The sequence below is a fragment of the Variovorax sp. CCNWLW225 genome, assembly GCF_037204045.1.
Classification (GTDB): Bacteria; Pseudomonadota; Gammaproteobacteria; order Burkholderiales; family Burkholderiaceae_C; genus Variovorax.
Window position 1 is genome coordinate 116,894 of sequence record NZ_JBBCBV010000011.1, and the last position, 21,164, is coordinate 138,057.

At 64.9% G+C, this 21,164-nt stretch carries 18 protein-coding genes and 3 tRNA genes; 9 read left to right on the forward strand and 12 right to left on the reverse strand.

Annotated features, from left to right (window positions below; genetic code table 11):
- Window positions 1-10 precede the first annotated feature (10 nt).
- The gene (locus tag V9L20_RS18420) at window positions 11-316 is read left to right on the forward strand and encodes a c-type cytochrome (protein ID WP_157614294.1); all 306 of its coding nucleotides are present in this window, start codon (window positions 11-13) and stop codon (window positions 314-316) included.
- Here V9L20_RS18420 and V9L20_RS18425 read toward each other — a convergent pair whose 3' ends face one another.
- On the reverse strand, window positions 317-817 hold the full coding sequence (locus tag V9L20_RS18425; protein ID WP_126749686.1) for a LapA family protein: 501 nt from the start codon (window positions 815-817) through the stop codon (window positions 317-319). It abuts the gene before it with no gap.
- Between the two features lie 140 nt (window positions 818-957).
- The gene (gene acs, locus V9L20_RS18430) at window positions 958-2,958 is read right to left on the reverse strand and encodes an acetate--CoA ligase (protein WP_258506831.1); all 2,001 of its coding nucleotides are present in this window, start codon (window positions 2,956-2,958) and stop codon (window positions 958-960) included.
- A 145-nt stretch (window positions 2,959-3,103) separates the two neighbouring features.
- Here acs and V9L20_RS18435 point away from each other — a divergent pair, with 145 nt between their 5' ends.
- Entirely contained in the window at window positions 3,104-3,739 is a 636-nt protein-coding gene (locus V9L20_RS18435) for a YqhA family protein (protein WP_258506833.1), read from the forward strand.
- Window positions 3,740-3,764: 25 nt separating this feature from the next.
- Here V9L20_RS18435 and V9L20_RS18440 read toward each other — a convergent pair whose 3' ends face one another.
- Window positions 3,765-4,682: a LysR family transcriptional regulator gene (locus V9L20_RS18440; RefSeq protein WP_258506834.1), complete on the reverse strand. Its 918-nt coding sequence runs from the start codon at window positions 4,680-4,682 to the stop codon at window positions 3,765-3,767.
- A gap of 101 nt (window positions 4,683-4,783) precedes the next feature.
- Here V9L20_RS18440 and V9L20_RS18445 point away from each other — a divergent pair, with 101 nt between their 5' ends.
- Window positions 4,784-5,401 (forward strand): NAD(P)-dependent oxidoreductase, encoded by a 618-nt coding sequence (locus V9L20_RS18445; protein ID WP_337297677.1) that lies wholly within the window; start codon window positions 4,784-4,786, stop codon window positions 5,399-5,401.
- Window positions 5,402-5,467: 66 nt separating this feature from the next.
- Here V9L20_RS18445 and fumC read toward each other — a convergent pair whose 3' ends face one another.
- Window positions 5,468-6,865 (reverse strand): class II fumarate hydratase, encoded by a 1,398-nt coding sequence (gene fumC / locus V9L20_RS18450; RefSeq protein ID WP_126749691.1) that lies wholly within the window; start codon window positions 6,863-6,865, stop codon window positions 5,468-5,470.
- Window positions 6,866-7,368: 503 nt separating this feature from the next.
- On the opposite strand from fumC, the gene proV reads away from it, so the two are divergent.
- From proV to V9L20_RS18480, 6 genes are read left to right on the forward strand one after another with little or no spacing between them, the layout of a single operon-like run.
- Window positions 7,369-8,622, forward strand: a complete 1,254-nt coding sequence (gene proV, locus V9L20_RS18455; protein WP_337297678.1) for a glycine betaine/L-proline ABC transporter ATP-binding protein ProV — start codon at window positions 7,369-7,371, stop codon at window positions 8,620-8,622.
- Between the two features lie 22 nt (window positions 8,623-8,644).
- Window positions 8,645-9,814 (forward strand): glycine betaine/L-proline ABC transporter permease ProW, encoded by a 1,170-nt coding sequence (gene proW / locus V9L20_RS18460; RefSeq protein WP_337297679.1) that lies wholly within the window; start codon window positions 8,645-8,647, stop codon window positions 9,812-9,814.
- 23 nt (window positions 9,815-9,837) lie between these two features.
- A complete protein-coding gene (gene proX, locus V9L20_RS18465) occupies window positions 9,838-10,845 on the forward strand; it encodes a glycine betaine/L-proline ABC transporter substrate-binding protein ProX (RefSeq protein ID WP_337297680.1) in 1,008 nt (335 codons plus the stop codon).
- Between the two features lie 58 nt (window positions 10,846-10,903).
- Window positions 10,904-12,457, forward strand: a complete 1,554-nt coding sequence (locus V9L20_RS18470) for a fumarate hydratase (RefSeq protein WP_258506846.1) — start codon at window positions 10,904-10,906, stop codon at window positions 12,455-12,457.
- Window positions 12,454-13,266, forward strand: coding sequence for a glutamate racemase (gene murI / locus V9L20_RS18475; protein WP_337297681.1), 813 nt, complete (start codon window positions 12,454-12,456; stop codon window positions 13,264-13,266). The genes V9L20_RS18470 and murI overlap by 4 nt, the downstream gene beginning before the upstream one ends.
- 10 nt (window positions 13,267-13,276) lie before the next feature.
- The gene (locus V9L20_RS18480; protein ID WP_258506850.1) at window positions 13,277-14,059 is read left to right on the forward strand and encodes a hypothetical protein; all 783 of its coding nucleotides are present in this window, start codon (window positions 13,277-13,279) and stop codon (window positions 14,057-14,059) included.
- A 10-nt stretch (window positions 14,060-14,069) separates the two neighbouring features.
- Here the strand turns inward: V9L20_RS18480 and V9L20_RS18485 are convergent, their stop codons facing one another.
- From V9L20_RS18485 to clpP, 8 genes are all read right to left on the reverse strand, one after another.
- Window positions 14,070-15,371, reverse strand: coding sequence for an MFS transporter (locus tag V9L20_RS18485; RefSeq protein WP_337297682.1), 1,302 nt, complete (start codon window positions 15,369-15,371; stop codon window positions 14,070-14,072).
- Window positions 15,372-15,417: 46 nt separating this feature from the next.
- Window positions 15,418-16,050 carry a DUF6806 family protein gene (locus V9L20_RS18490; protein ID WP_157614307.1) on the reverse strand — a complete coding sequence of 211 codons (633 nt, stop codon included), beginning with the start codon at window positions 16,048-16,050 and terminating at the stop codon, window positions 15,418-15,420.
- 22 nt (window positions 16,051-16,072) lie between these two features.
- Window positions 16,073-16,164: transfer RNA gene (locus V9L20_RS18495), tRNA-Leu, on the reverse strand.
- Window positions 16,165-16,269: 105 nt separating this feature from the next.
- Window positions 16,270-16,343, reverse strand: a tRNA-Cys gene (locus tag V9L20_RS18500).
- Window positions 16,344-16,406: 63 nt separating this feature from the next.
- Window positions 16,407-16,482: transfer RNA gene (locus tag V9L20_RS18505), tRNA-Gly, on the reverse strand.
- A gap of 54 nt (window positions 16,483-16,536) precedes the next feature.
- Window positions 16,537-18,975 carry an endopeptidase La gene (lon, locus tag V9L20_RS18510; RefSeq protein ID WP_258506861.1) on the reverse strand — a complete coding sequence of 813 codons (2,439 nt, stop codon included), beginning with the start codon at window positions 18,973-18,975 and terminating at the stop codon, window positions 16,537-16,539.
- A gap of 130 nt (window positions 18,976-19,105) precedes the next feature.
- Complete coding sequence (clpX, locus tag V9L20_RS18515) at window positions 19,106-20,371, reverse strand: ATP-dependent Clp protease ATP-binding subunit ClpX (RefSeq protein ID WP_126749562.1); 1,266 nt, start codon at window positions 20,369-20,371, stop codon at window positions 19,106-19,108.
- 121 nt (window positions 20,372-20,492) lie between these two features.
- A complete protein-coding gene (gene clpP / locus V9L20_RS18520) occupies window positions 20,493-21,101 on the reverse strand; it encodes an ATP-dependent Clp endopeptidase proteolytic subunit ClpP (RefSeq protein WP_126749561.1) in 609 nt (202 codons plus the stop codon).
- Window positions 21,102-21,164 lie beyond the last annotated feature (63 nt).

Genomic DNA, 21,164 nt, shown 5'->3' on the forward strand with positions numbered 1-21,164 from the left:
AATAAGCCCCATGAAAAGACTCCTGTCGTTCGCCGTTTTGGGCCTTGGCCTGGCCGCCCCTGCTTTCGCCGACTTGGCGCTGGCCACCTCGAAAAACTGCATGAGCTGCCATGCGGTGGAGCGCAAGGTGCTCGGCCCCTCGTTCAAGGACGTGGCCGCCAAGTACAAGGGCAACGCCGGCGCCGCCGACATGCTCGCAACCAAGATCATCAAGGGTGGTTCGGGCGTGTGGGGGCCGGTGCCGATGCCGGCCAACAACCAGGTCAGCGAAGCCGACGCAAAGAAGCTCGCTGCCTGGGTGCTGTCGACGCGCTGATCAGACCCGCGGATCGATGTCCGTGGGCAACGGCCGGCGCTCGATGCGGTCTTCGAGCTGGCCGATGTGCGCAGCCACGGTGTTGTCCGACTGCTCCGAGCGCTGACGGATCACGCTCTCGACCTGCCCCAGCCTCGCAATCAATGCGGCATGGCGCTCGGCGTTCTCCGCCATGTGCTTGTTCTCTTGTGCTTCCAGGAAGTTGCGCAGCTCGGTAAAGCGCGAAGCCTCGGCCTTGTCGGCAAGGTCGCGCTGCACCTGCATTTCCTTGTTGTGGCGCTTGGCGTCCAGCAGCACCGAACTGTGCAGGTAAAGCACGTAGACCAGGAAGAACACGCCCAGGGCCACGGTGAGCCCCAGCATCATCAAGCCCAGCGGCGCGGAAACGGTCATGAACCCCAGCGAAACCGGCACGGGCGAAGACAGCGTGCCCCAGTTGAGCGCGGCAAGGGCCGCGATCAGCAGCAGAATGGCAAACAGGAAAGCAGATCTCACACCCATGGGGGCCTCCTTCGGACGGGTCGAACACAACGAAACCTGCCATGCGCGCCCCGGCGCACGGCAACTTCGCTGGTTGTACCTCAGGCCGCGGGCCGCAACGGCCCCTGCTTCCCACTAACGGCCATGTCCTACAGACCGAATCAATTGGTCTGTGACAACTGTTCCAGAATTGCAGGATTTTCGAGCGTGGAGGTGTCCTGCGTGATGGCCTCGCCCTTGGCAATGCTTCGCAGCAGGCGCCGCATGATCTTGCCGCTGCGTGTCTTGGGCAGGTTGTCGCCGAAGCGGATGTCCTTCGGCTTGGCGATGGGCCCGATTTCCTTGGCCACCCAAGCGCGCAGTTCGTTGGCGATCTGCTTGGCCTCTTCGCCGGTCGGACGGCTGCGCTTGAGCACGACGAAGGCGCACACGGCCTCGCCCGTCACGTCGTCGGGGCGGCCGACCACGGCGGCTTCGGCCACGAGGTCGGTCTTGGACACGAGCGCCGATTCGATTTCCATCGTGCCGAGACGGTGGCCCGACACGTTGAGCACGTCGTCGATGCGCCCGGTGATCCGGAAATAGCCGCGGTCTGCGCTGCGCACGGCACCGTCGCCCGCGAGGTAAATGGTGCCGCCCATCTCTTCGGGAAAGTAGCTCTTCTTGAAGCGCTCGGGGTCATTCCAGATGGTGCGGATCATCGAGGGCCAGGGCCGCTTGATGACCAGCATGCCGCCCGCGCCGTTGGGCAGGTCCTTGCCGGTTTCGTCGACGATGGCGGCCATGATGCCCGGCAGCGGCAAGGTGCACGAGCCCGGCACCAGCGGCGTGGCCCCCGGCAGCGGCGTGATCACGTGGCCGCCGGTTTCGGTCTGCCAGAAGGTGTCGACGATGGGGCAACGCTCGCCGCCGATATTGCGGTGGTACCACATCCATGCCTCGGGGTTGATGGGCTCGCCCACCGAGCCGAGGATGCGCAGGCTGGTCAGGTCCCAGTTCTTCGGGTGCACCTTCTCGTCGCCCTCGGCTGCCTTGATGAGCGAGCGGATGGCGGTGGGCGCGGTGTAGAACACCGACACCTTGTGCTTCTCGATCATCTGCCAGAAGCGGCCCGCGTGCGGGAACGTGGGAATGCCCTCGAACACCACCTGCGTGGCGCCGGCCGCGAGCGGACCGTAGGCCACATAGGTGTGGCCGGTGATCCAGCCGATGTCGGCCGTGCACCAGAACACGTCTTCGGGCTTGATGTCGAAGGTCCAGTCCATCGTGAGCTTGGCCCACAGCAGGTAGCCGCCGGTGGCGTGCTGCACGCCCTTGGGCTTGCCGGTGGAGCCCGACGTGTAGAGGATGAAGAGCGGATGCTCGGCGTTCACCGCCACGGGCGGGCAATCGGTGCTCTGGCCCTTCAGTGCCTCGTCGAATGTCTTGTCCCGGCCTTCGACGCGGTTCCACGCGGAGGGCGTGCGCTCGTAGACGAACACCGTCTTGATCGACTCGCAGCCGCCCATTGCAATGCCGTCGTCGACGATGGCCTTGAGCGGCAGTTCCTTGCCGCCGCGCAGCTGGTAGTTGGCGGTAATGACAGCCACGGCGCCGGCGTCGATGATTCGCTCCTGCAGCGCCTTGGCCGAGAAGCCGCCGAACACCACGCTGTGCGTGGCGCCGATGCGCGCGCAGGCCTGCATGGCGATCACGCCTTCGACCGTCATCGGCATGTAGATGATGACGCGGTCGCCCTTCTGGATGCCGGCGGCCTTGAGCGCATTGGCAAACTGGCTCACGCGGCCGAGCAGTTCCTTGTAGGTGACGTTGGTGACGGTGCCGTCGTCGGCCTCGAAGACGATGGCCGTCTTGTTCTCGACCGGCGTGCCCATGTGCTTGTCGAGGCAATTGGCACTGGCATTGAGCTCGCCATCGCCGAACCATTCGTAGAACGGCGCCTTCGATTCGTCGAGCGTGCGGGTGAACGGCTTGGTCCAGTTCAGGTTGGCCTGGGCCTGGCGGGTCCAGAAACCTTCGAAGTCCTGCTCGGCTTCCTTGCACAGCGCCTCGTAGGCGGCCATGCCGGCAATGCGGGCACCTTGGGTGGCGCGGGTGTCGGGCGGGAACACGCGGTTCTCGACCAGAACGGATTCGATGTTCTTCGATGCGCTGCTGCTCATTCTCTTGTCTCCTGGGTAGGTGCGGCCGTAATGTCGGCGGACCCACTTACGGGTCACTGACGGTCCGATATTAGTTCGCAGGGTTATCACGGGCCCGACACGAGGGCACCCCTAGAATCGCCAGTCGTTCCCAACCTTCCTCCCGATGTCCGCTCCCGACCCTTTCGATACCCGGAACCCGCCCGTACCAGCCCGTGGCTCCCCGCTTCGGCCGCTGCCCAAGCTGATTTTTGCCAGCCGCTGGCTCCAGCTGCCGCTGTACCTGGGCCTGATCGTGGCGCAGGCGGTGTACGTGGTGCACTTCCTCGTCGAACTGCTGCACCTTGTCGAAGCCGCCTTCGGCAACAAGGACGCGCTGCAGGCGCTGATCACCAGCATCGGCTACAAGACCACCGCACCGGTGGGCACGCTCAACGAAACGGTGATCATGCTGGTGGTGCTGGCGCTGATCGACGTGGTGATGATCTCCAACCTGCTCATCATGGTGATTGTGGGAGGCTACGAAACCTTTGTGAGCCGCATGGACCTGGAAGGCCACCGCGACCAGCCCGAGTGGCTGAGCCACGTGAACGCCTCGGTGCTCAAGGTCAAGCTGGCCACAGCCATCATCGGCATCAGCTCGATCCACCTGCTGAAGACCTTCATCAACGCCGACAACTACACCGATCGCGTGTTGATTGCGCAGACGGTGATTCACATCGCCTTCCTGTTCTCGGCCATGGCCATTGCCTACACCGACAAGCTCATGGCGTCGAACGCGCCGCGCGGCAACGGGCACTGACACGAGCCGATCCGGCTCAGGGGGCTCAGCCGGCGCGGGGCAAGTCCCAGGCCGGTACCTCGGTGAAACGCGCGGCCAGAAAGTCGAGCATCGTGCGCAGCGTGGCCGGCATGTGCTTGCGAGAGGCGTACACCGCATACATGCCCACCACCTGCGGCTCGAATTCCGGAAACAGCCGCACCAGTTCGCCCGACTTCAAAAGGCATGAGGTCAGGTAGGTCGGCAGCATCGTGATGCCGGCCCCGGACCGCGCAAGCTGCATCAGGCTCGCGGCATCGTTGGTCGACACGTTGCCGCCCACAGCCACCGAGACGGGCGTGCCGTCGTCCTTGCGCGTGAAGTTCCAGAGGCTGCGTCCGAAGTAAGAGTGCGTGAGGCAGTTGCGCTGGGCCAGTTCTTCCACGCGCAGCGGCTCGCCGTGCTCCTTCAGGTACCCGGGCGAAGCGCACACCACCGATCGGCAATCCGTGAGCCTGCGCGCGATCAGGTTGGGGTCGATCTCCACCGCCACCCGAATCGCGAGATCGATGCGCTCGTCCACCAGGTTCACTGCCCGGTCGAGCAGCACCAGGTCGACCGCGACGCCGGGATAGAGCCGCACATAGTCGGCCACGGCGTCGGCCAGCTGGGCCTGCGCAAACGAGGTGCTGGCCGTGATGCGCAACTGCCCGCGCGGCGCCTCCGCCGGGTGCCGCACCGCGGCCTGCATGTCGCCCGCGAGCTCGAGCACCTGGCGGCAACGCGGCAGCAGTTCTTCGCCCGCCGCCGTAAGGCTCAGGCGGCGCGTGGTGCGGTGCAAGAGGCGCGCGCCGGTCCATTGCTCCAACTCGGCCACATAGCGCGTGACCACCGGCCGCGAAAGGTCGAGCTTGTCGGCTGCGGCCGAGAGGCTGCCCGAATCCACCACGGTCACGAAGACCCGCATTGCGTTCAAACGATCCATTCGAACGATTTTAGGAATAAAGAAACGCGTAAATCGAGGTATTTCTTTCGAAACCAGAAACCTAAGATGCGTTTCATCGAATCAACTTTTCTGGAGCATTCATGAGCCACATTGCCATCATCGGCGCCACCGGTCGCGCCGGCGGCCGCCTTCTCGAAGAGGCCCTGCGCCGCGGCCACACCGTCACGGCCATTGCACGCAAGGCCAGCGACAAGCTCTCCGGCCGCGCCAACGTGAAGGCGGTGGACCTCGACGTGCTCGACGGTGCCGCACTCGAAAAGGCGGTGGCCGGCCACGACGCGGTGTTCAGCGCCGCGCACTTCTCCACAGTGCCGCCAGCGGCCATCATCGAGCCGGTGAAGCGCGCGGGCGTGAAGCGGCTGCTGGTGGTCGGCGGCGCGGGCAGCCTGTTCGCGGCACCGGGCCTGAAGGTGATCGACACGCCGAACTTCCCTGACGCCTACAGGGCCGAAGCCACGGCCGGTGGCGTGTTTCTCGACGCGCTGCGCACCGAGAAGGAACTCGACTGGACCTTTCTCTCGCCCTCCGCCGAATTCGTCGAAGGCGAGCGCACCGGCAAGTTCCGCCTCGGCAAGGACGACCTGCTGGTGAGCGCCGAGGGCCGCAGCTGGATCACTTTCGAGGACTACGCGATCGCGTTCATCGACGAGCTCGAGAAACCAGCGCACTCGCGCCAGCGCTACACCATCGGCTATTGATCGACCACTGATCGGCCGGCAAACAAAAAAGGACCCGCGGGTCCTTTTTCCATGGGCGAGACGGTCTTACCGGCCGGTCATGTTTTCAGGCACCACCCACTGGTCGAACTGCTCGGCCGTGAGGTGCCCCGAGGCAATCGCCGCCTCGCGCAGGCTCGTGCCTTCCTTGTGCGCCTTCTTCGCGATGTAGGCCGACTTGTCGTAGCCGATGTGCGTGTTGAGCGCCGTCACCAGCATCAGCGAGCGCTGCACCAGCTCGGTGATGCGCTCGCGGTTCGGCTCGATGCCCACCGCGCAGTGGTCGTTGAAGCTCACCATGCCGTCGGCCAGGAGGCGCACGCTCTGCAGGAAGTTGTGCGCCACCATCGGGCGGAACACGTTCAGTTCGAAGTTGCCTGAAGCGCCGCCAATGTTGATGGCCACGTCGTTGCCGAACACCTGCGCGGCCAGCATCGTGACCGCCTCGCTCTGCGTCGGGTTGACCTTGCCCGGCATGATCGACGAGCCGGGTTCGTTCTCGGGAATGCTGAGTTCGCCGATGCCGCTGCGCGGCCCGCTCGCGAGCCAGCGCACGTCGTTGGCAATCTTGTTCATGCTGGCTGCGAGCGTCTTGAGTGCGCCGTGCGCATGCACCAGCGCGTCGACGCTGGCCATGGCCTCGAACTTGTTCGGCGCCGTCACGAAAGGCAGGCCCGTGAGCTTTGCGAGTTCGGCCGCCACCTGCTCGGCATAGCCCTTGGGCGCATTGAGCCCGGTGCCCACGGCCGTACCGCCGAGCGCCAGTTCGCACAGGTGCGGCAACGCGGCGCGCACATGCGCTTCGCCGTGCGCCAGCTGCGCCACGTAGCCCGAGAACTCCTGGCCCAGCGTGAGCGGGGTGGCGTCTTGCAGATGGGTGCGGCCGATCTTCACGATGTCTGCAAAGTCCTTCGACTTTTGCTCGAGCGTGCCGCGCAGCTTGGCAATGGCCGGCAGCAGCTTGTGCGTGATGGCCTCCACGGCGGCCACGTGCATCGCGGTGGGAAACACGTCGTTGCTCGATTGGCTGCGGTTCACGTCGTCGTTCGGGTGCACCAGGCGCCCTTCCCCGCGCTCGCCGCCGAGCAATTCGCTCGCGCGGTTGGCCAGCACCTCGTTCACGTTCATGTTGGTCTGCGTGCCCGAGCCGGTCTGCCACACCACGAGCGGAAACTCACCGGGGTGCTTGCCGGCGATGACTTCATCGGCCGCGGCCACGATGGCTTTGGTTTTCTTTTCGTCCTGCAGGCCCAGCGCGTGATTGACCACGGCCGACGCGCGTTTGACCTGCGCCAGCGCCTTGATGATCTCGCGCGGCTGCTGCTCGCCGGAAATGTCGAAGTTCTGCAGCGAGCGCTGCGTTTGAGCGCCCCACAGCTTGTCGGCCGGCACGTCGATCGGTCCGAAGGTGTCGCGCTCGGCACGGGTCTTGGGGGAAGTCGTCATGGTGAAAAAAGCTCCGCAATCTTGGATGGTCGCGCCGCCTGATCGGGCGCGGGCTCCAGTATCGGCCAATAAGAATGGCTCGCATTTGGCGGGGCCATTCAGCCTGGCGCCAAACATCACGTTACGCCCGTTGGGTTGACTCGCGTCATGTCAAAAAGTTATGATCTTGGGCTCCAGACGACCAACAAGTCATGTTGATCGGCCCTGCACTACTCGCGGATCTCCGAATCCCGTCGCGGTGCAAGGTTCTCCCGCCGGGCCCTGCCCGGCAAAACCGGCCGGATTGTTTCCGGCCCCACTGCCACGCCAACATTCGGCGGGCACTGGTTCGTCGCCACGTCGTCTTCAGTGCCTGTCGGCAGCCCCAGAGGTTCGCCGGGCCATTGCACGCGTTTTCTCGCGCTCTGTGTTCAGCCTGCCCCTCGGCTGATGGCGTGACCGTTGCCGCCTCCTGCTTCAGGGGCGGCGCTGTGTCCAAACATCACACAAGGAGCCCCCGGCGTATGGCCAAAGGAATTCTCATCGACCATGTCTTCAAGGTGTTCGGCGATTCGCCCGAGCAGGCGCTCGAGCTGGTCCGGCAAGGTTTTTCGAAGAAGGAAATCCTTGCGCAAACGGGCCAGTCGATCGGCGTGTTCGATGCCACCTTCGAGATCCAGGCCGGCGAGATCTTCGTGATCATGGGCCTTTCGGGCTCTGGCAAGTCGACGCTGGTGCGCCTCTTGAACCGGCTGATCGAGCCGACCGCCGGGCGCATCGTGATCGACGGCGCCGACATCAACGGGCACTCCGACACCCAGCTGCGCGCGCTGCGCCGCAAGGACATCAGCATGGTGTTCCAGTCGTTTGCGCTGATGCCGCACATGACGGTGCGCGAGAACACCGCGTTCGGCCTGGAACTCTCGGGCACGAACAAGAAGGAGCGCCTTGCGCAAGCCGACAAGGCGCTCGCGCAGGTGGGCCTTGCGGGCTGGGGCGACAGCTACCCCGACGAACTCTCCGGCGGCATGCAGCAGCGCGTGGGCCTGGCGCGCGCGCTGGCTTCGGACCCTTCGATCCTGTTGATGGACGAGGCCTTCTCCGCGCTCGACCCGATCATCCGTACCGAGATGCAGTCGGAGCTGCTGCGCCTGCAGCAGGAGCAGCGCCGCACCATCGTCTTCATCTCGCATGACCTGGACGAAGCCATGCGCATCGGCGACCGCATCGCGATCATGAAAGACGGTCAGGTGATCCAGGTCGGCACGCCCGACGAGATCCTGCGCAGCCCAGCCGACGACTACGTGCGCAGCTTTGTGCGGGGCGTGGACGCGGCGGCCGTCTTCAAGGCGGCGGACATCGCGCGCAAGTCGCTCACCGTGGTGTGCGAGCACCCCGAGCGCGGTGCGCGCGCGGCGCTCAAGCTGCTGGAAGACCAGGACCGCGACTTCGCCTTCGTGACCAGCCCGAACAAGCGCTTCCTCGGCGTGGTGTCGGCCGACACGCTGCGCGGCGCGCTCGACGGGCATTCGGGTCCGCTCGGGCTGCAGCACGCGTTCCTGGCCGACCTGCCGCGCATCGACGCCGAGGCGCCGGTGGCCGGCCTGATCGGCCAGCTTGCGCAGGCGCCGTGCGCGCTGCCGGTGGTGGCGGGCGACGGCCGCTTCTGCGGCGCGATCAGCAAGACGACGCTGCTCAAGTTCCTGGACCGCGACACGCCGCCGATCGAGCCGGTCTCGCCGCATGCAGCGCCCGCACTCGCCGCCGAGCCCCACTGAATTCACGAAGGACAACCGAACGATGAATGACACCACATTGCCTTCCGACCTGAACGCGCCGGGCCTCGGCGCCGCGTTGAACACGGCCCCGGAGCCCGCGGCATTCGTCGATCCGTGGGAGGCGCTCTCGGCCGCGCCCGACGCCTCGGCCACGAGCGCCTGGCTCGATGCGCCGGTGAACGCGGCCCATCAGCTCGCCGGCCAAGCCGACAGCGCCACCAGCGGTTTTCAACTGCACCGGCTCTGGGACGGCTCCCTGCCCGTCGAATCCTGGATCAACCAGGGCCTGGGCTGGGTGGTCGAGCATTTCCGCCCCTTTTTCCAGACGGTGCGCCTGCCCATCGACAGCACGCTGAACTGGGTGCAGGGCCTGCTGACCGGCCTGCCGACGCTCGCGATGATCGCGCTCATCGGCCTTTTCGCCTGGCAGTTCGCGGGCCGCGCGCTCGCCATCGGCACCACGGCGGCGCTGCTGCTCGTGGCCATGCTGGGCATCTGGCCCGAGGCGATGGTCACGCTGTCGCTGGTGCTGACCTCGCTGGTCTTCTGCATGATCATCGGCCTGCCGCTCGGGGTGCTGCTGGCCAGCAGCGACCGCGCCCAGCGGATCATGCGGCCCGTGCTCGACGCGATGCAGACCACGCCGGCCTTCGTGTACCTCGTGCCTGTCGTGATGCTGTTCGGCATCGGCAATGTGCCGGGCGTGATCGTGACGATCATCTTCGCGCTGGCACCGTTGGTGCGCCTGACCAACCTGGGCCTGCGCCAGGTGCGGCCAGACCTGATCGAGGCTGCGCGGGCCTACGGCGCCTCGCCCTGGCAGATGCTGGTGAAGGTGCAGCTGCCGCTGGCCATGCCGTCGATCATGGCGGGCATCAACCAGGCGCTGATGCTGTCGCTGTCGATGGTGGTGATCGCTTCGATGATCGCGGTGGGCGGCCTCGGCCAGATGGTGCTGCGCGGCATCGGCCGGCTCGACATGGGCCTGGCGACCGTCGGCGGCCTGGGCATTGTGCTGCTGGCGATTTCGCTCGACCGCCTGACGCAGGCGATGGGCAAGTCGCGCCGCAGCGCGGGGCGACGCTGGTGGCACACGGGTCCTGCCGGTCTTGCGCTGCGCGTGCTGCAGCGCCTCGTGGGCACGCCTTCGCGCGATGCGGGCGCGCCCGTTCCCGCGCTTTCCACGCAATGACAGGCCATGGAGGAAATCAACGCATGAAGAAAACCCGTCTTCTCATCGCCCGCGGCCTGCTCGCGCTCGGCTTCATCGCCATGGGCGCAACCGCACAGGCCGCCAACGACCTGCCCGGAAAAGGCGTCACCGTGCAGCCGCTCAAGAGTTCGCTTGCCGAAGAGGCTTTCCAGACGCTGCTCGTGATGCGCGCGCTCGAAAAGCTCGGCTACACGGTGGAACCCATGAAGGACCTCGAGCCCGCCACCGAGCACCTGGCCATCGCCAACGGAGACGCCACTTTCATGGCCAACCACTGGAGCCTGCTGCACGCGGACTTCTACAAGAACAGCGGCGGCGATGCGAAGCTCTCGCGCACCGGCGTGTACTCCGACGGCGCGGTGCAGGGCTACCTGATCGACCGCAAGACGGCCGAGCAATACAACATCACCAATATCGCGCAGCTGAAGGACCCGGCCATCGCCAAGCTGTTCGACGCAGACGGCGACGGCAAGGCCGACCTCACGGGCTGCAACCCCGGCTGGGGGTGCGAACTGGCCATCGAGAACCACCTCACTGCCTACCAGCTGCGCGACACCGTCACCCACAAGCAGGGCAGCTACGCCGCACTGATGGCCGACACCATTGCCCGCTTCAAGCAGGACAAGCCGGTGCTGTACTACACCTGGACGCCCTACTGGGTCAGCGCCGTGCTGCGCCCGGGTGCGGACGTGGTGTGGCTGCAGGTGCCGTTCTCTTCCGCCCAGGGCGGCGGTGCGGACACGCAGCTTCCCAACGGCAAGAACTACGGCTTCCAGGCCAACCAGGAGCAGATCGTCGCCAACCGGGCTTTCGTCGAGAAGAATCCGGCCGCCGGCAGGCTGTTCGAGGTGATGAAACTGCCGATCGGCGACATCAACGCCCAGAACCTGCGCATGAGCCAGGGTGCCAATACGCAGCAAGACCTGGAGCGCCACACGGACGGCTGGATCCGGGCGCACCGGCCGCTATTCGACGGCTGGCTCGAGGAAGCCCGGGCCGCCGCCAGGTAGAACGCGGCGGCTGAGATAATCGGGGGGCGTTTCCACACTCCAAAAACCACCCCCCACCATGACGACCACGATCCAGCAGGCCGACCTGATCGAATCGATCAGCGCCGCGCTGCAGTACATCAGCTACTACCACCCCGCCGACTACATCGCCCACCTGGCCAAGGCCTACGAGCGCGAGCAGAGCCCCGCCGCCAAGGACGCCATTGCGCAGATCCTGACCAACAGCAAGATGAGCGCGACCGGGCACCGCCCGATCTGCCAGGACACCGGCATCGTCAACGTGTTCCTCAAGGTGGGCATGGACGTTCGCTGGGGCGGCTTCACGGGCAGCCTGGAAGACGCCGTCAACGAAGGCGTGCGCCGCGGCTACAACCACCCCGACAACACGCTGCGCGCCTCGGTCGTGGCCGATCCGCAGTTCGACCGCAAGAACACCAAGGACAACACGCCCGCGGTGATCTTCACCGAGATCGTTCCGGGCAACACCGTCGAAGTGACGGTGGCGGCCAAGGGCGGCGGCAGCGAGAACAAGAGCAAGCTGGTCATGCTGAACCCCGGCGACAGCGTGGTCGACTGGGTGCTGAAGACGGTGCCCACCATGGGCGCCGGCTGGTGCCCGCCCGGCATGCTGGGCATCGGCATTGGCGGCACGGCCGAGAAAGCCGCGCTGATGGCCAAGGAAAGCCTGATGGACGACCTGGACATGCACGAGCTGCAGGCCAAGAAGGCCTCGGGCGCGGAACTGAGCAAGGTCGAGGCGCTGCGCATCGAGCTGTACGAGAAGGTCAACGCGCTGGGCATCGGCGCGCAGGGCCTGGGCGGCCTGGCCACCGTGCTCGACATCAAGATCAAGATGTACCCGACGCACGCGGCCAGCAAGCCCGTGGCGATGATTCCCAACTGCGCGGCGACCCGCCATGCGCACTTCGTGATGGACGGCAGCGGCGCGGTGTACCTCGACCCGCCTTCGCTCGACCTCTGGCCCGATGTGAACTGGGCACCCGACGAAAAGAAGAGCAAGCGCGTCGACCTCGACAAGCTCACGCCCGCCGAAGTGGCGAGCTGGAAGCCGGGCGACACGCTGCTGCTCAACGGCAAGATGCTCACCGGCCGCGACGCCGCGCACAAGCGCATCCAGGACATGCTGGCCAAGGGCGAGAAGCTGCCGGTGGACTTCACCAATCGCGTCATCTACTACGTAGGCCCGGTCGATCCGGTGAAGGGCGAAGCCGTGGGCCCCGCCGGCCCGACCACCGCCACGCGCATGGACGGCTTCACCGAGATGATGCTGGCCAAGACCGGCCTCATCGCGATGATCGGCAAGGCCGAGCGCGGCCCTGTTGCCATCGAAGCCATCAAGAAGCACAAGAGCGCCTACCTCATGGCCGTGGGCGGCGCCGCCTACCTGGTGAGCAAGGCCATCAAGACCGCCAAGGTGGTGGGCTTCGAAGACCTGGGCATGGAAGCGATCTATGAATTCGACGTGGTCGACATGCCCGTGACGGTGGCGGTCGACGCGGGCGGCACCAGCGCGCACATCACTGGCCCGGCCGAGTGGCAGAAGCGCATTGCCAGCGGCGAGTTCAAGACCATCATGATGGAAGAAGCTTGAGCCTGATTGGCGTCTTCGACAGCGGTGTCGGCGGGCTCAGCGTGCTCGCCGCGCTGCGCGCCGAACTGCCGCACGAACGCTTCGTCTATTTTGCGGATACGGCCTACGCGCCGTACGGCGAGCGCGGCGACACCTATGTGATCGAGCGTTCGCGCAAGGTGACTGAACAACTGATCGCCGAGCACGGGATCAAGGCGCTGGTCGTGGCCTGCAACACGGCCACGACGGCGGCCATCCACCTGCTGCGCGCCGAACACCCGGCACTGCCCATTGTGGGCCTGGAGCCCGCGCTCAAGCCGGCCGTGGCAACCAGCCGCACGGGCCACATCTCGGTGATGGCCACGCGCGGGACGCTGGCCAGTGCCAAGTACGCGGCGCTGCGGGAGTCTTTCGCAGGATCGGCGACCGTGCGGGCCGTGCCTTGCGACGGGCTCGTGAAGGCCATCGAAGGCTTCGACACCGCGGCCATTGCCGCACTGTGCGAACGCTACATGACCGAGGCCGGGCCTTTCGGCCATGCCTCCGGCGAAGTCGACACCGTGGTGCTCGGCTGCACGCATTACCCACTCGTGAAGAGCGAGCTGCAGCGCCATGCACCGCCTGCGCTGCGCTTCATCGACACCGGCGCACCGGTTGCTCAGCAAACGCGGCGCGTACTGGCTTCGCTCGGCGGGCTTGCGGATAGCGGCGAGGGCGGACTGGTCTTGCAGGGCAGCGGCGACCTGGCCGTGCTCGAAGCGGCCGTCGCGCACTGGCTGCAAAAGCCCCGACAACAAAGTGCCGCAGCACCTGCCGCGAACTCCGTCTGAAGCGTTCGGCATGCGCCTGTTTCTACGCCGCACCCTGCTTCTGCTGTGCCTCTCGGCCGCCGGCCTGAGCCATGCAGCCTGCGAGAGCGGGCTGGCCGAGCGCATGCATGCCAAGCTGTATCCGAATCGAGCGCTCGACGAGCGGCTGGCCGCATGCAAGCCTTGGCCGGCGTTTCCGGGGCGCAGCATCGTGGTGCTGCCAGTGCCGCGCGAGACCAGCAGCACGGGCGCCAAGGTGTTCGATCTCGAACTGCTGCTCATTCAGCGGCCCGACAACGGCAACACTGAGCGGGACACGGTCATCGGCCGCATCTTCCAGCCGGAGGCGCTCGACGAAGACAGCGCGACCGCCATCCAGGACATCCGCATCGACACCTCGCGCTATGTGCTGTCTTCCGACACGCGCGCATTCGGCCTGCGCGTGCGCTACAGGAGCACGGCGCCCGGCAGCTCGGCCGCGAGCGAAACCATTCGCCTCTACGTGCACCACGGCAGCAAGCTGCGGCAGGTGCTGCAGGAGGTCGAGCTCGACCACGACAGCGGCGAATGGGACAGTACCTGCACCGGCCGCTTCGAGAAGCTGCGCACCATGCTTTCGGTGGGCAAGTCTGCAAGCAACGGCTACGCCGACCTGCAACTCTCGCGCACGCTGGTTCAGAGCCACGCACAAATGCAGGAAGACCAGGGCTGCACCGAGAAGGCCCTGCCCGCGCGGTTCAGCAACGTAACGCTGCGCTACGACGGCGAGCGCTACCGGGTACCCAAGTCACTGCAGCAACAGCAGATGCCCTGACCCGCGGGCTCTACCGGCTGCGCAGAGCGGCTGTGCGGCCACGCGCCATGTCGATGGGCAGCAACAGCAGCAAGCCCGCCACGAACAACACCGCGGTCGAGAGAATGGCAATGCGCTGGTTGCCGCCCGCGGCCCACGTAATGGCGCCGAACATGAGCGGACCGATGATGCTCGCCAGCCGCGTGGCAAAGGTCCAGAGCCCGAAGAACTCGGCAAGCTGCTGAGGCGGCGCGAGGTAGCCGGTCATCGCGCGCCCGGCCGACTGGCTCGAGCCCATGGCGAGCCCCGCGATGGCCGCGGCCCACCAGAAGGCGCCCTTGGTGGTCGCCATGGCCGCTATCACGCACACGGCAATCCACGCCACCAGCGTGGCGGCCAGCGAGATCTTGTGGCCCACGCGGTCCTGCACGTAGCCGAAGCTGAAGGCACCCAGCGCGGCCGCCAGGTTGAGCACGAAAATCAGCACCATGGTCTCGCTCGCAACAAAGCCGATGACCTGCTCTGCGTAGATGGCGGCCAGCGTGATGGCCACCGCCACGCCGCCTTGGTAGAAGACCGTGCAGATCAGCAGCTGCATGAAGTCGCGGTACGCGCGAGCCTCGCGAAAGGTTGCGCGCAGTTGCTGCCACGTGCCAACTGCCCTGGTCGCCGCCTGGGGCTGCGCGCGTTCGGGCAGTAACGCAAAGGTGGCCGAAGCTGCCGCGCCGTAGATGGCCGCCGTGATCAGCATGGTGACCGGAACGAAGTGCGACGCGGGCAGGCCTTTCGCCTGGGCCGACAGCACATAAGCCAGGCACAGGCCGAGCGCGAGCATGCCGCCGATGTAGCCGAAGCCCCAGCCCCATCCGCTGACCTTGCCCATTCCCTCGGCTGTCGCGAGTTCAGGCAGGAAAGCGCCGGTCAGCGATTCGCCGTACGAATAAAAGGTGTTCGAGACGATCACCAGCGCCATGGCAATGGCAACGCCCTGGGTCCCCGAAAACCCGGGTGTGAGCGCGAGCGCTGCGGTCGCAACCACGCAGCCCAGTGTTGCCACGGCAAGCACGCGCTTCTTGGCTGCTCGCCGGTCGGCCCAGGCACCGATGGCAGGCATCGAGAGCATGACGATGGCATAGGAGATGCTGAGCGCAGCCGTCCATGCGAAGGCCGCCCAAGGCGCGCCCTTGGCGATGCCACCCACGAAGTAAGCGGCGAACACGGCAGTAATGACGACCGTGGTGTAGCCCGAGTTCGCAAAGTCGTACATCGCCCAGCCGAACACCTCGCGCTTGCGCACGCCGGGGTTCAGGGCTGAGGACGGAAACAGCGCCATGAGGCGTTGTCGATCAGGGCGCCGGGCGTTTCGCGGACGGCGTCAGTCAGTGCAGGTGGCGCGGACGGCGGCCGCCGCCATGTCCACCGCCGCTGCCACTGCCGCCGGTGCCGCGTGGGCGTTTGCCGATTTCGAGCGAGTTCACGAGCGCATCGAAGCGGTCGCTGAAGAGACGGTCGATTTCGGAAACCACGCCGCCCAGCTCGGCGCCGTCGAAGTGGCGCTCCATGAGGTTGACGACGTCTTCGACCAGCAGGTCGCGCTGCACCTGCATGATTGCGGCCGGATTGGGGCCGACGAACAGCATCAGGAAATCGTCGCGAGACTCTTCCTCGGGGTCGCCCTCTTCTTCGTCGAAGTCGGTGTCGTAGAACGTGACCTCGATGGCCGCGCCGCGCTCCGAGAGCTCGTTCAGCGCCATGCACATCTCGTCGAGCGCCTGGCGAAAGTCTTCGTCGCCCGGCACCGTCCAGCACATCTGGAGCATGTGGTCCTTCTGCTCGAAACGGATGCCGGGTTCTTCCTCGTAGGTGCTGGTGGCACCGTCTGCCAGCGACTTGGCGCCCGCATAGGCCCACAGCGGCTTGAGAGCTTCCTGGATCTGGTCGAAGCTGACGTCGGACCGCAGCGGCACGTCGCCGTGCACATGAATTTCAAATGGAGCGTTGTAACGAGGCATTGTGTGCTCCCTTGTCTAGATGTGGTGCCCGGAACGGGGGTCGAACCCGTATGCCCCGATTAAGGAAGCGGCGGATTTTAAGTCCGATGTGTCTACCAATTTCACCATCCGGGCCTCGGGTTGAACATCGACGATAACCCAAACAAAACGAGCCCCGGCAACGCAGGTTGGCGGGGCTCATTTTCAGTGGAGGGTGGATCGAACTTGATCAGAGAGAGGTGGAGGCGCGACCCGGAGTCGAACCGGGCTAGACGGATTTGCAATCCGTTGCATAACCGCTTTGCTATCGCGCCACGCTGAAAAACGAAATCGAACTCGCGAAAAAAAGGGAAGCATTGCTTCCCTTTTTCAAAAACTGGAGCGGGAAAAGAGTCTCGAACTCTCGACCTCAACCTTGGCAAGGTTGCGCTCTACCAACTGAGCTATTCCCGCGTTTCGAGCCTCGAATTATAGAACACTTTTTCGGGGCCCGGCAAGTTTTGCCAATCAATGTTTGACAGAACCTTCTGAAGCCCGCGCTTCGCGCTGCTTGGCCAGCTCGGCCACGGCAGCGGCGGAGGCCGCAACTTCTTCGTCGGACAGCGGCTCCGGCATTTTCTCGAGCGCGATTTCCAGGACCTTGTCGATCCACTTCACTGGCACGATCTCGAGGCCGTTCTTCACGTTCTCGGGAATGTCCTGCAGGTCTTTCGCGTTCTCTTCGGGAATGAGCACGGTCTTGATGCCGCCGCGCAATGCCGCCAGCAGCTTTTCCTTCAACCCGCCGATGGCCGTAACCTCGCCTCGCAGCGTGATCTCGCCGGTCATGGCAACGTCCGCACGCACGGGAATGCCCGTGAGCGCCGACACGAAGGCCGTCGTCATTGCGGCACCCGCACTCGGCCCGTCCTTGGGCGTTGCGCCGTCGGGCACGTGGATGTGGATGTCGCGCTTCTCGAAGATCTCGTCCTTGATGCCCAGGCGGCGCGAGCGGCTGCGCACCACGGTGCGCGCGGCCTCGACCGATTCCTTCATCACGTCGCCGAGCGAACCCGTGCGGCTGATCACGCCCTTGCCCGGCATGGTGACGGCTTCAATGGTGAGCAGGTCGCCGCCGACTTCGGTCCACGCGAGGCCGACCACCTGCCCGACCTGGTTCTGCTTCTCGGCCAGGCCGAAGCTGTACTTGCGCACACCAAGGAAGTCGTTGAGGTTGGCACCGTCGACCGTGACCTTGGGCGTGAGCTGCTTGAGCAGGAGGCCCTTCACCACCTTGCGGCAGATCTTGGAGAGCTCGCGCTCGAGCGAACGCACACCGGCTTCACGCGTGTAGTAGCGCACGATGTCGCGCACGGCCTCTTCGGTGACGAGCAGCTCGTCTTCCTTCACGCCGTTGTTCTTCATCTGCTTGGGCAGCAGGTACTTGATCGCGATGTTGGTCTTCTCGTCCTCGGTGTAGCCCGAGAGGCGAATGACTTCCATCCGGTCGAGCAGCGCCGGCGGGATGTTCATCGAGTTCGACGTAGCCACGAACATCACGTCGGACAGGTCGAAATCGACCTCGACGTAGTGGTCGCCGAAGGTGTGGTTCTGCTCCGGGTCGAGCACTTCAAGCAGCGCGCTCGACGGGTCGCCGCGGAAGTCGGTCCCCAGCTTGTCGATCTCGTCGAGCAGGAACAGCGGATTGCGCGTGCCGATCTTGCTCAGCCCCTGCAGCACCTTGCCCGGCAGCGCGCCGATGTAGGTGCGGCGGTGGCCGCGAATCTCGGCTTCGTCGCGCATGCCGCCGAGCGCCATGCGGGTGTACTTGCGGCCGGTCGCCTTGGCGATCGACTGCCCGAGCGAGGTCTTGCCCACACCCGGAGGGCCCACCAGGCACAGGATGGGCGCCTTGACCTTGTCGACACGCTGCTGCACCGCGAGATATTCAAGGATGCGGTCCTTGACCTTTTCGAGGCCGTAGTGGTCGGCATTGAGCACCGCCTCGGCATTGGCCAGGTCGTGCTTGATCTTGGTCTTCTTGCTCCACGGCAAGCCCACCAGCACGTCGATGTAGTTGCGCACCACGGTCGCTTCGGCCGACATGGGCGACATGAGCTTGAGCTTCTTGAGCTCGCCCTCGGCCTTCTTCAGCGCGTCCTTGGGCATCTTGGCGAGCTTGATCTTTTTCTCGATCTCCTCGATGTCCGCGCCCTCTTCGCCTTCGCCGAGCTCCTTCTGGATCGCCTTGACCTGCTCGTTGAGGTAGAAGTCGCGCTGGTTCTTTTCCATCTGGCGCTTCACGCGCCCGCGGATCTTCTTGTCGACATTGAGGATGTCGACCTCGCGTTCGAGTTGGCCGAACAGGTTTTCGAGGCGCGACTTCACGTCGTCCAGGTCGAGCACGGCCTGCTTGTTGTCAAGCTTGAGCGGCAGGTGCGCCGCAATGGTGTCGGCCAGGCGGCCCGGATCGTCGATGCTCGAGATCGAAGTGAGGATCTCGGGCGGAATCTTCTTGTTCAGCTTGACGTACTGGTCGAACTGCTGCATCACGGCACGGCGCAGCGCCTCGACCTCGGTGCCCTTTTCGCCGCCCTCGGGTGCCTCGACGGGCGTCACGTTGGCCGTGAAGTGGGTTTCACCGTCGTCGATGCGGTTCACGCGCGCACGCTGCTGGCCCTCGACCAGCACCTTCACGGTGCCATCGGGCAGCTTGAGCATCTGCAAAATGGTGGAGACGCAGCCCACCTCGAACATGTCCTCGACCGAGGGCTCGTCCTTGGCGGCGGCTTTCTGCGCCACCAGCATGATGCGGCGTTCGGCCTCCATGGCCAGTTCGAGCGCCTTGATGCTCTTGGGGCGACCCACGAACAGCGGAATCACCATGTGGGGGAACACGACGACATCGCGCAGCGGCAGCAGCGGCAGGTCGATCGCGTCGGCAGGCAGGGGGGTATGACCGGACATGAATATCCTTTGATTGATCAGGCAAAGATGGATGGGTGTTGGGGCATTTCAAGCCCGCGCACCCGGTCTTTGTCGAAGGCGCCGGAAGCTTTGGTGAAAAGAGCCGGCGCCGCGTTCATTCAAGCCTCGCTCAAGCCTTCTTGGCCGCTTCTCGGTACACGAGCAGCGGCGGCTTGTTTTCATCAATTGTGGATTCTTCGACCACAACCTTGTCGACGTTGGTGGCATTCGGGAGCTCGAACATGGTGTCGATGAGCGACTGTTCGAGGATCGAACGCAAGCCCCGTGCCCCGGTCTTGCGCGCCAGCGCCTTGCGGGCGATGGCCTTGAGCGCCGCGGGGCGGATCTCGAGGTCGACACCTTCCATTTGCAGCAGCTTGGTGAACTGCTTGACCACCGCGTTCTTGGGCTCCGTCAGGATCTGCACCAGCGCGTCTTCGCTGAGCTCGGCAAGCGACGCCACCACAGGCATACGGCCGACGAGCTCGGGAATCAGGCCGAACTTGATCAGGTCTTCGGGCTCGACTTCGCGGAACACCTCGGTGATGCTGCGCTGCGCCTTGCTCTTGACGGAAGCGCCGAAGCCGATGCCCGAGGCTTCGGTGCGGTTTTCGATGACCTTTTCGAGGCCTGCAAACGCGCCGCCGCAGATGAACAGGATGTTAGTCGTGTCGATCTGCAGGAAGTCCTGGTTCGGGTGCTTGCGCCCGCCCTGGGGCGGCACGCTGGCCATGGTGCCTTCGATGAGCTTCAGCAGCGCCTGCTGCACGCCCTCGCCCGACACGTCGCGCGTGATCGAAGGGTTGTCAGACTTGCGCGAGATCTTGTCGATTTCGTCGATGTAGACAATGCCGCGCTGGGCGCGCTCGACCTCGTAGTTGCAGCTTTGCAGCAGCTTCTGGATGATGTTCTCGACGTCTTCGCCCACATAGCCCGCTTCCGTGAGCGTGGTGGCGTCGGCCATGACAAAGGGCACGTCGAGCATGCGCGCCAGTGTTTGCGCAAGCAGGGTCTTGCCCGAGCCCGTGGGGCCAATCAACAGGATGTTGCTCTTGCTGAGCTCGACGTCCTCGCCCTTGGCCTTTTCCTTGTGGCGCAGGCGCTTGTAGTGGTTGTAGACCGCCACCGACAGCATGCGCTTGGCCGGCTCTTGGCCGATCACGTAGTTGTCGAGGTTGGTCTTGATCTCCAGCGGCGTGGGAAGGTCGCTGCGCGCCTCGCGCGCCTCTTCACCGGCCGGGAGCTCGTCGCGGATGATTTCGTTGCAAAGGTCGATGCACTCGTCGCAAATGAAGACCGAAGGGCCCGCGATCAGCTTTTTGACCTCATGCTGGCTCTTGCCGCAGAACGAGCAATAAAGCGTTTTTTCGCTGGAAGAGCCTTTTTTTTCGGCCATGGACAGGTGCCTCGTTAACGGGGTAGGACAATGATAACTAAACAAAAACGGCGTTTCCCGTGGGGAAAACGCCGTCTTTGCCTTTTTGGCGCCACCGGCGCCGCGGCGCGGGCTGACTTGATCAGCTGCGCTTTGCAATGACCTGGTCGACCAGGCCGTATTCCTTGGCTTCGTCGGCGGTCAGGAAATAGTCGCGTTCGGTGTCCGACTTGACTTTTTCCAGCGGCTGGCCCGTGCGCTCGGCCAGGATGCGGTTCATCTGGTCCTTGGTGCGCAGGATGTCGCGGGCATGAATTTCGATGTCCGTAGCCTGGCCGCGAGCGCCGCCGAGCACCTGGTGGATCATGATCTTCGAATTGGGCAGCGAGAAGCGCTTGCCCTTTTCGCCGGCCGCCAGCAAGAAGGCGCCCATGCTGGCCGCAAAGCCGATGCACATCGTGGAAACGTCGGGCTTGATGAACTGCATGGTGTCGTAAATGGCCATGCCGGCGCTCACGCTGCCGCCCGGAGAATTGATATAGAACGAAATGTCCTTGTCCGGATTCTCGCTCTCGAGGAACAGCAGCTGCGCCACCACGAGGTTGGCGGTCTGGTCGTTCACTTCGCCCACCAGGAAAATGATGCGCTCCTTGAGGAGACGCGAATAAATGTCGTAAGACCGCTCGCCGCGACCCGACTGCTCGATGACCATCGGGATCATGCCGAGGGCCTTAATATCCTGTGCGCTCATTGATTTGCTCTCCGGAAAAGGTTCGTTCGCTGTTCGAATTTAACTGTACGCCTGAGTGAAATG

Bases quoted from the DNA above. Each gene is read 5' to 3' on its own strand.
- lon (WP_258506861.1), bottom strand. From the start codon at position 18,975: ATGTCCGGTCATACCCCCCTGCCTGCCGACGCGATCGACCTGCCGCTG.
- V9L20_RS18445 (WP_337297677.1), top strand. From the start codon at position 4,784: ATGAGCCACATTGCCATCATCGGCGCCACCGGTCGCGCCGGCGGCCGC.
- proV (WP_337297678.1), top strand. From the start codon at position 7,369: ATGGCCAAAGGAATTCTCATCGACCATGTCTTCAAGGTGTTCGGCGAT.
- V9L20_RS18470 (WP_258506846.1), top strand. From the start codon at position 10,904: ATGACGACCACGATCCAGCAGGCCGACCTGATCGAATCGATCAGCGCC.
- clpX (WP_126749562.1), bottom strand. From the start codon at position 20,371: ATGGCCGAAAAAAAAGGCTCTTCCAGCGAAAAAACGCTTTATTGCTCG.
- V9L20_RS18435 (WP_258506833.1), top strand. From the start codon at position 3,104: ATGTCCGCTCCCGACCCTTTCGATACCCGGAACCCGCCCGTACCAGCC.
- V9L20_RS18480 (WP_258506850.1), top strand. From the start codon at position 13,277: ATGCGCCTGTTTCTACGCCGCACCCTGCTTCTGCTGTGCCTCTCGGCC.
- fumC (WP_126749691.1), bottom strand. From the start codon at position 6,865: ATGACGACTTCCCCCAAGACCCGTGCCGAGCGCGACACCTTCGGACCG.
- proX (WP_337297680.1), top strand. From the start codon at position 9,838: ATGAAGAAAACCCGTCTTCTCATCGCCCGCGGCCTGCTCGCGCTCGGC.
- V9L20_RS18440 (WP_258506834.1), bottom strand. From the start codon at position 4,682: ATGGATCGTTTGAACGCAATGCGGGTCTTCGTGACCGTGGTGGATTCG.
- V9L20_RS18485 (WP_337297682.1), bottom strand. From the start codon at position 15,371: ATGGCGCTGTTTCCGTCCTCAGCCCTGAACCCCGGCGTGCGCAAGCGC.
- proW (WP_337297679.1), top strand. From the start codon at position 8,645: ATGAATGACACCACATTGCCTTCCGACCTGAACGCGCCGGGCCTCGGC.
- V9L20_RS18425 (WP_126749686.1), bottom strand. From the start codon at position 817: ATGGGTGTGAGATCTGCTTTCCTGTTTGCCATTCTGCTGCTGATCGCG.
- V9L20_RS18420 (WP_157614294.1), top strand. From the start codon at position 11: ATGAAAAGACTCCTGTCGTTCGCCGTTTTGGGCCTTGGCCTGGCCGCC.
- acs (WP_258506831.1), bottom strand. From the start codon at position 2,958: ATGAGCAGCAGCGCATCGAAGAACATCGAATCCGTTCTGGTCGAGAAC.
- clpP (WP_126749561.1), bottom strand. From the start codon at position 21,101: ATGAGCGCACAGGATATTAAGGCCCTCGGCATGATCCCGATGGTCATC.
- V9L20_RS18490 (WP_157614307.1), bottom strand. From the start codon at position 16,050: ATGCCTCGTTACAACGCTCCATTTGAAATTCATGTGCACGGCGACGTG.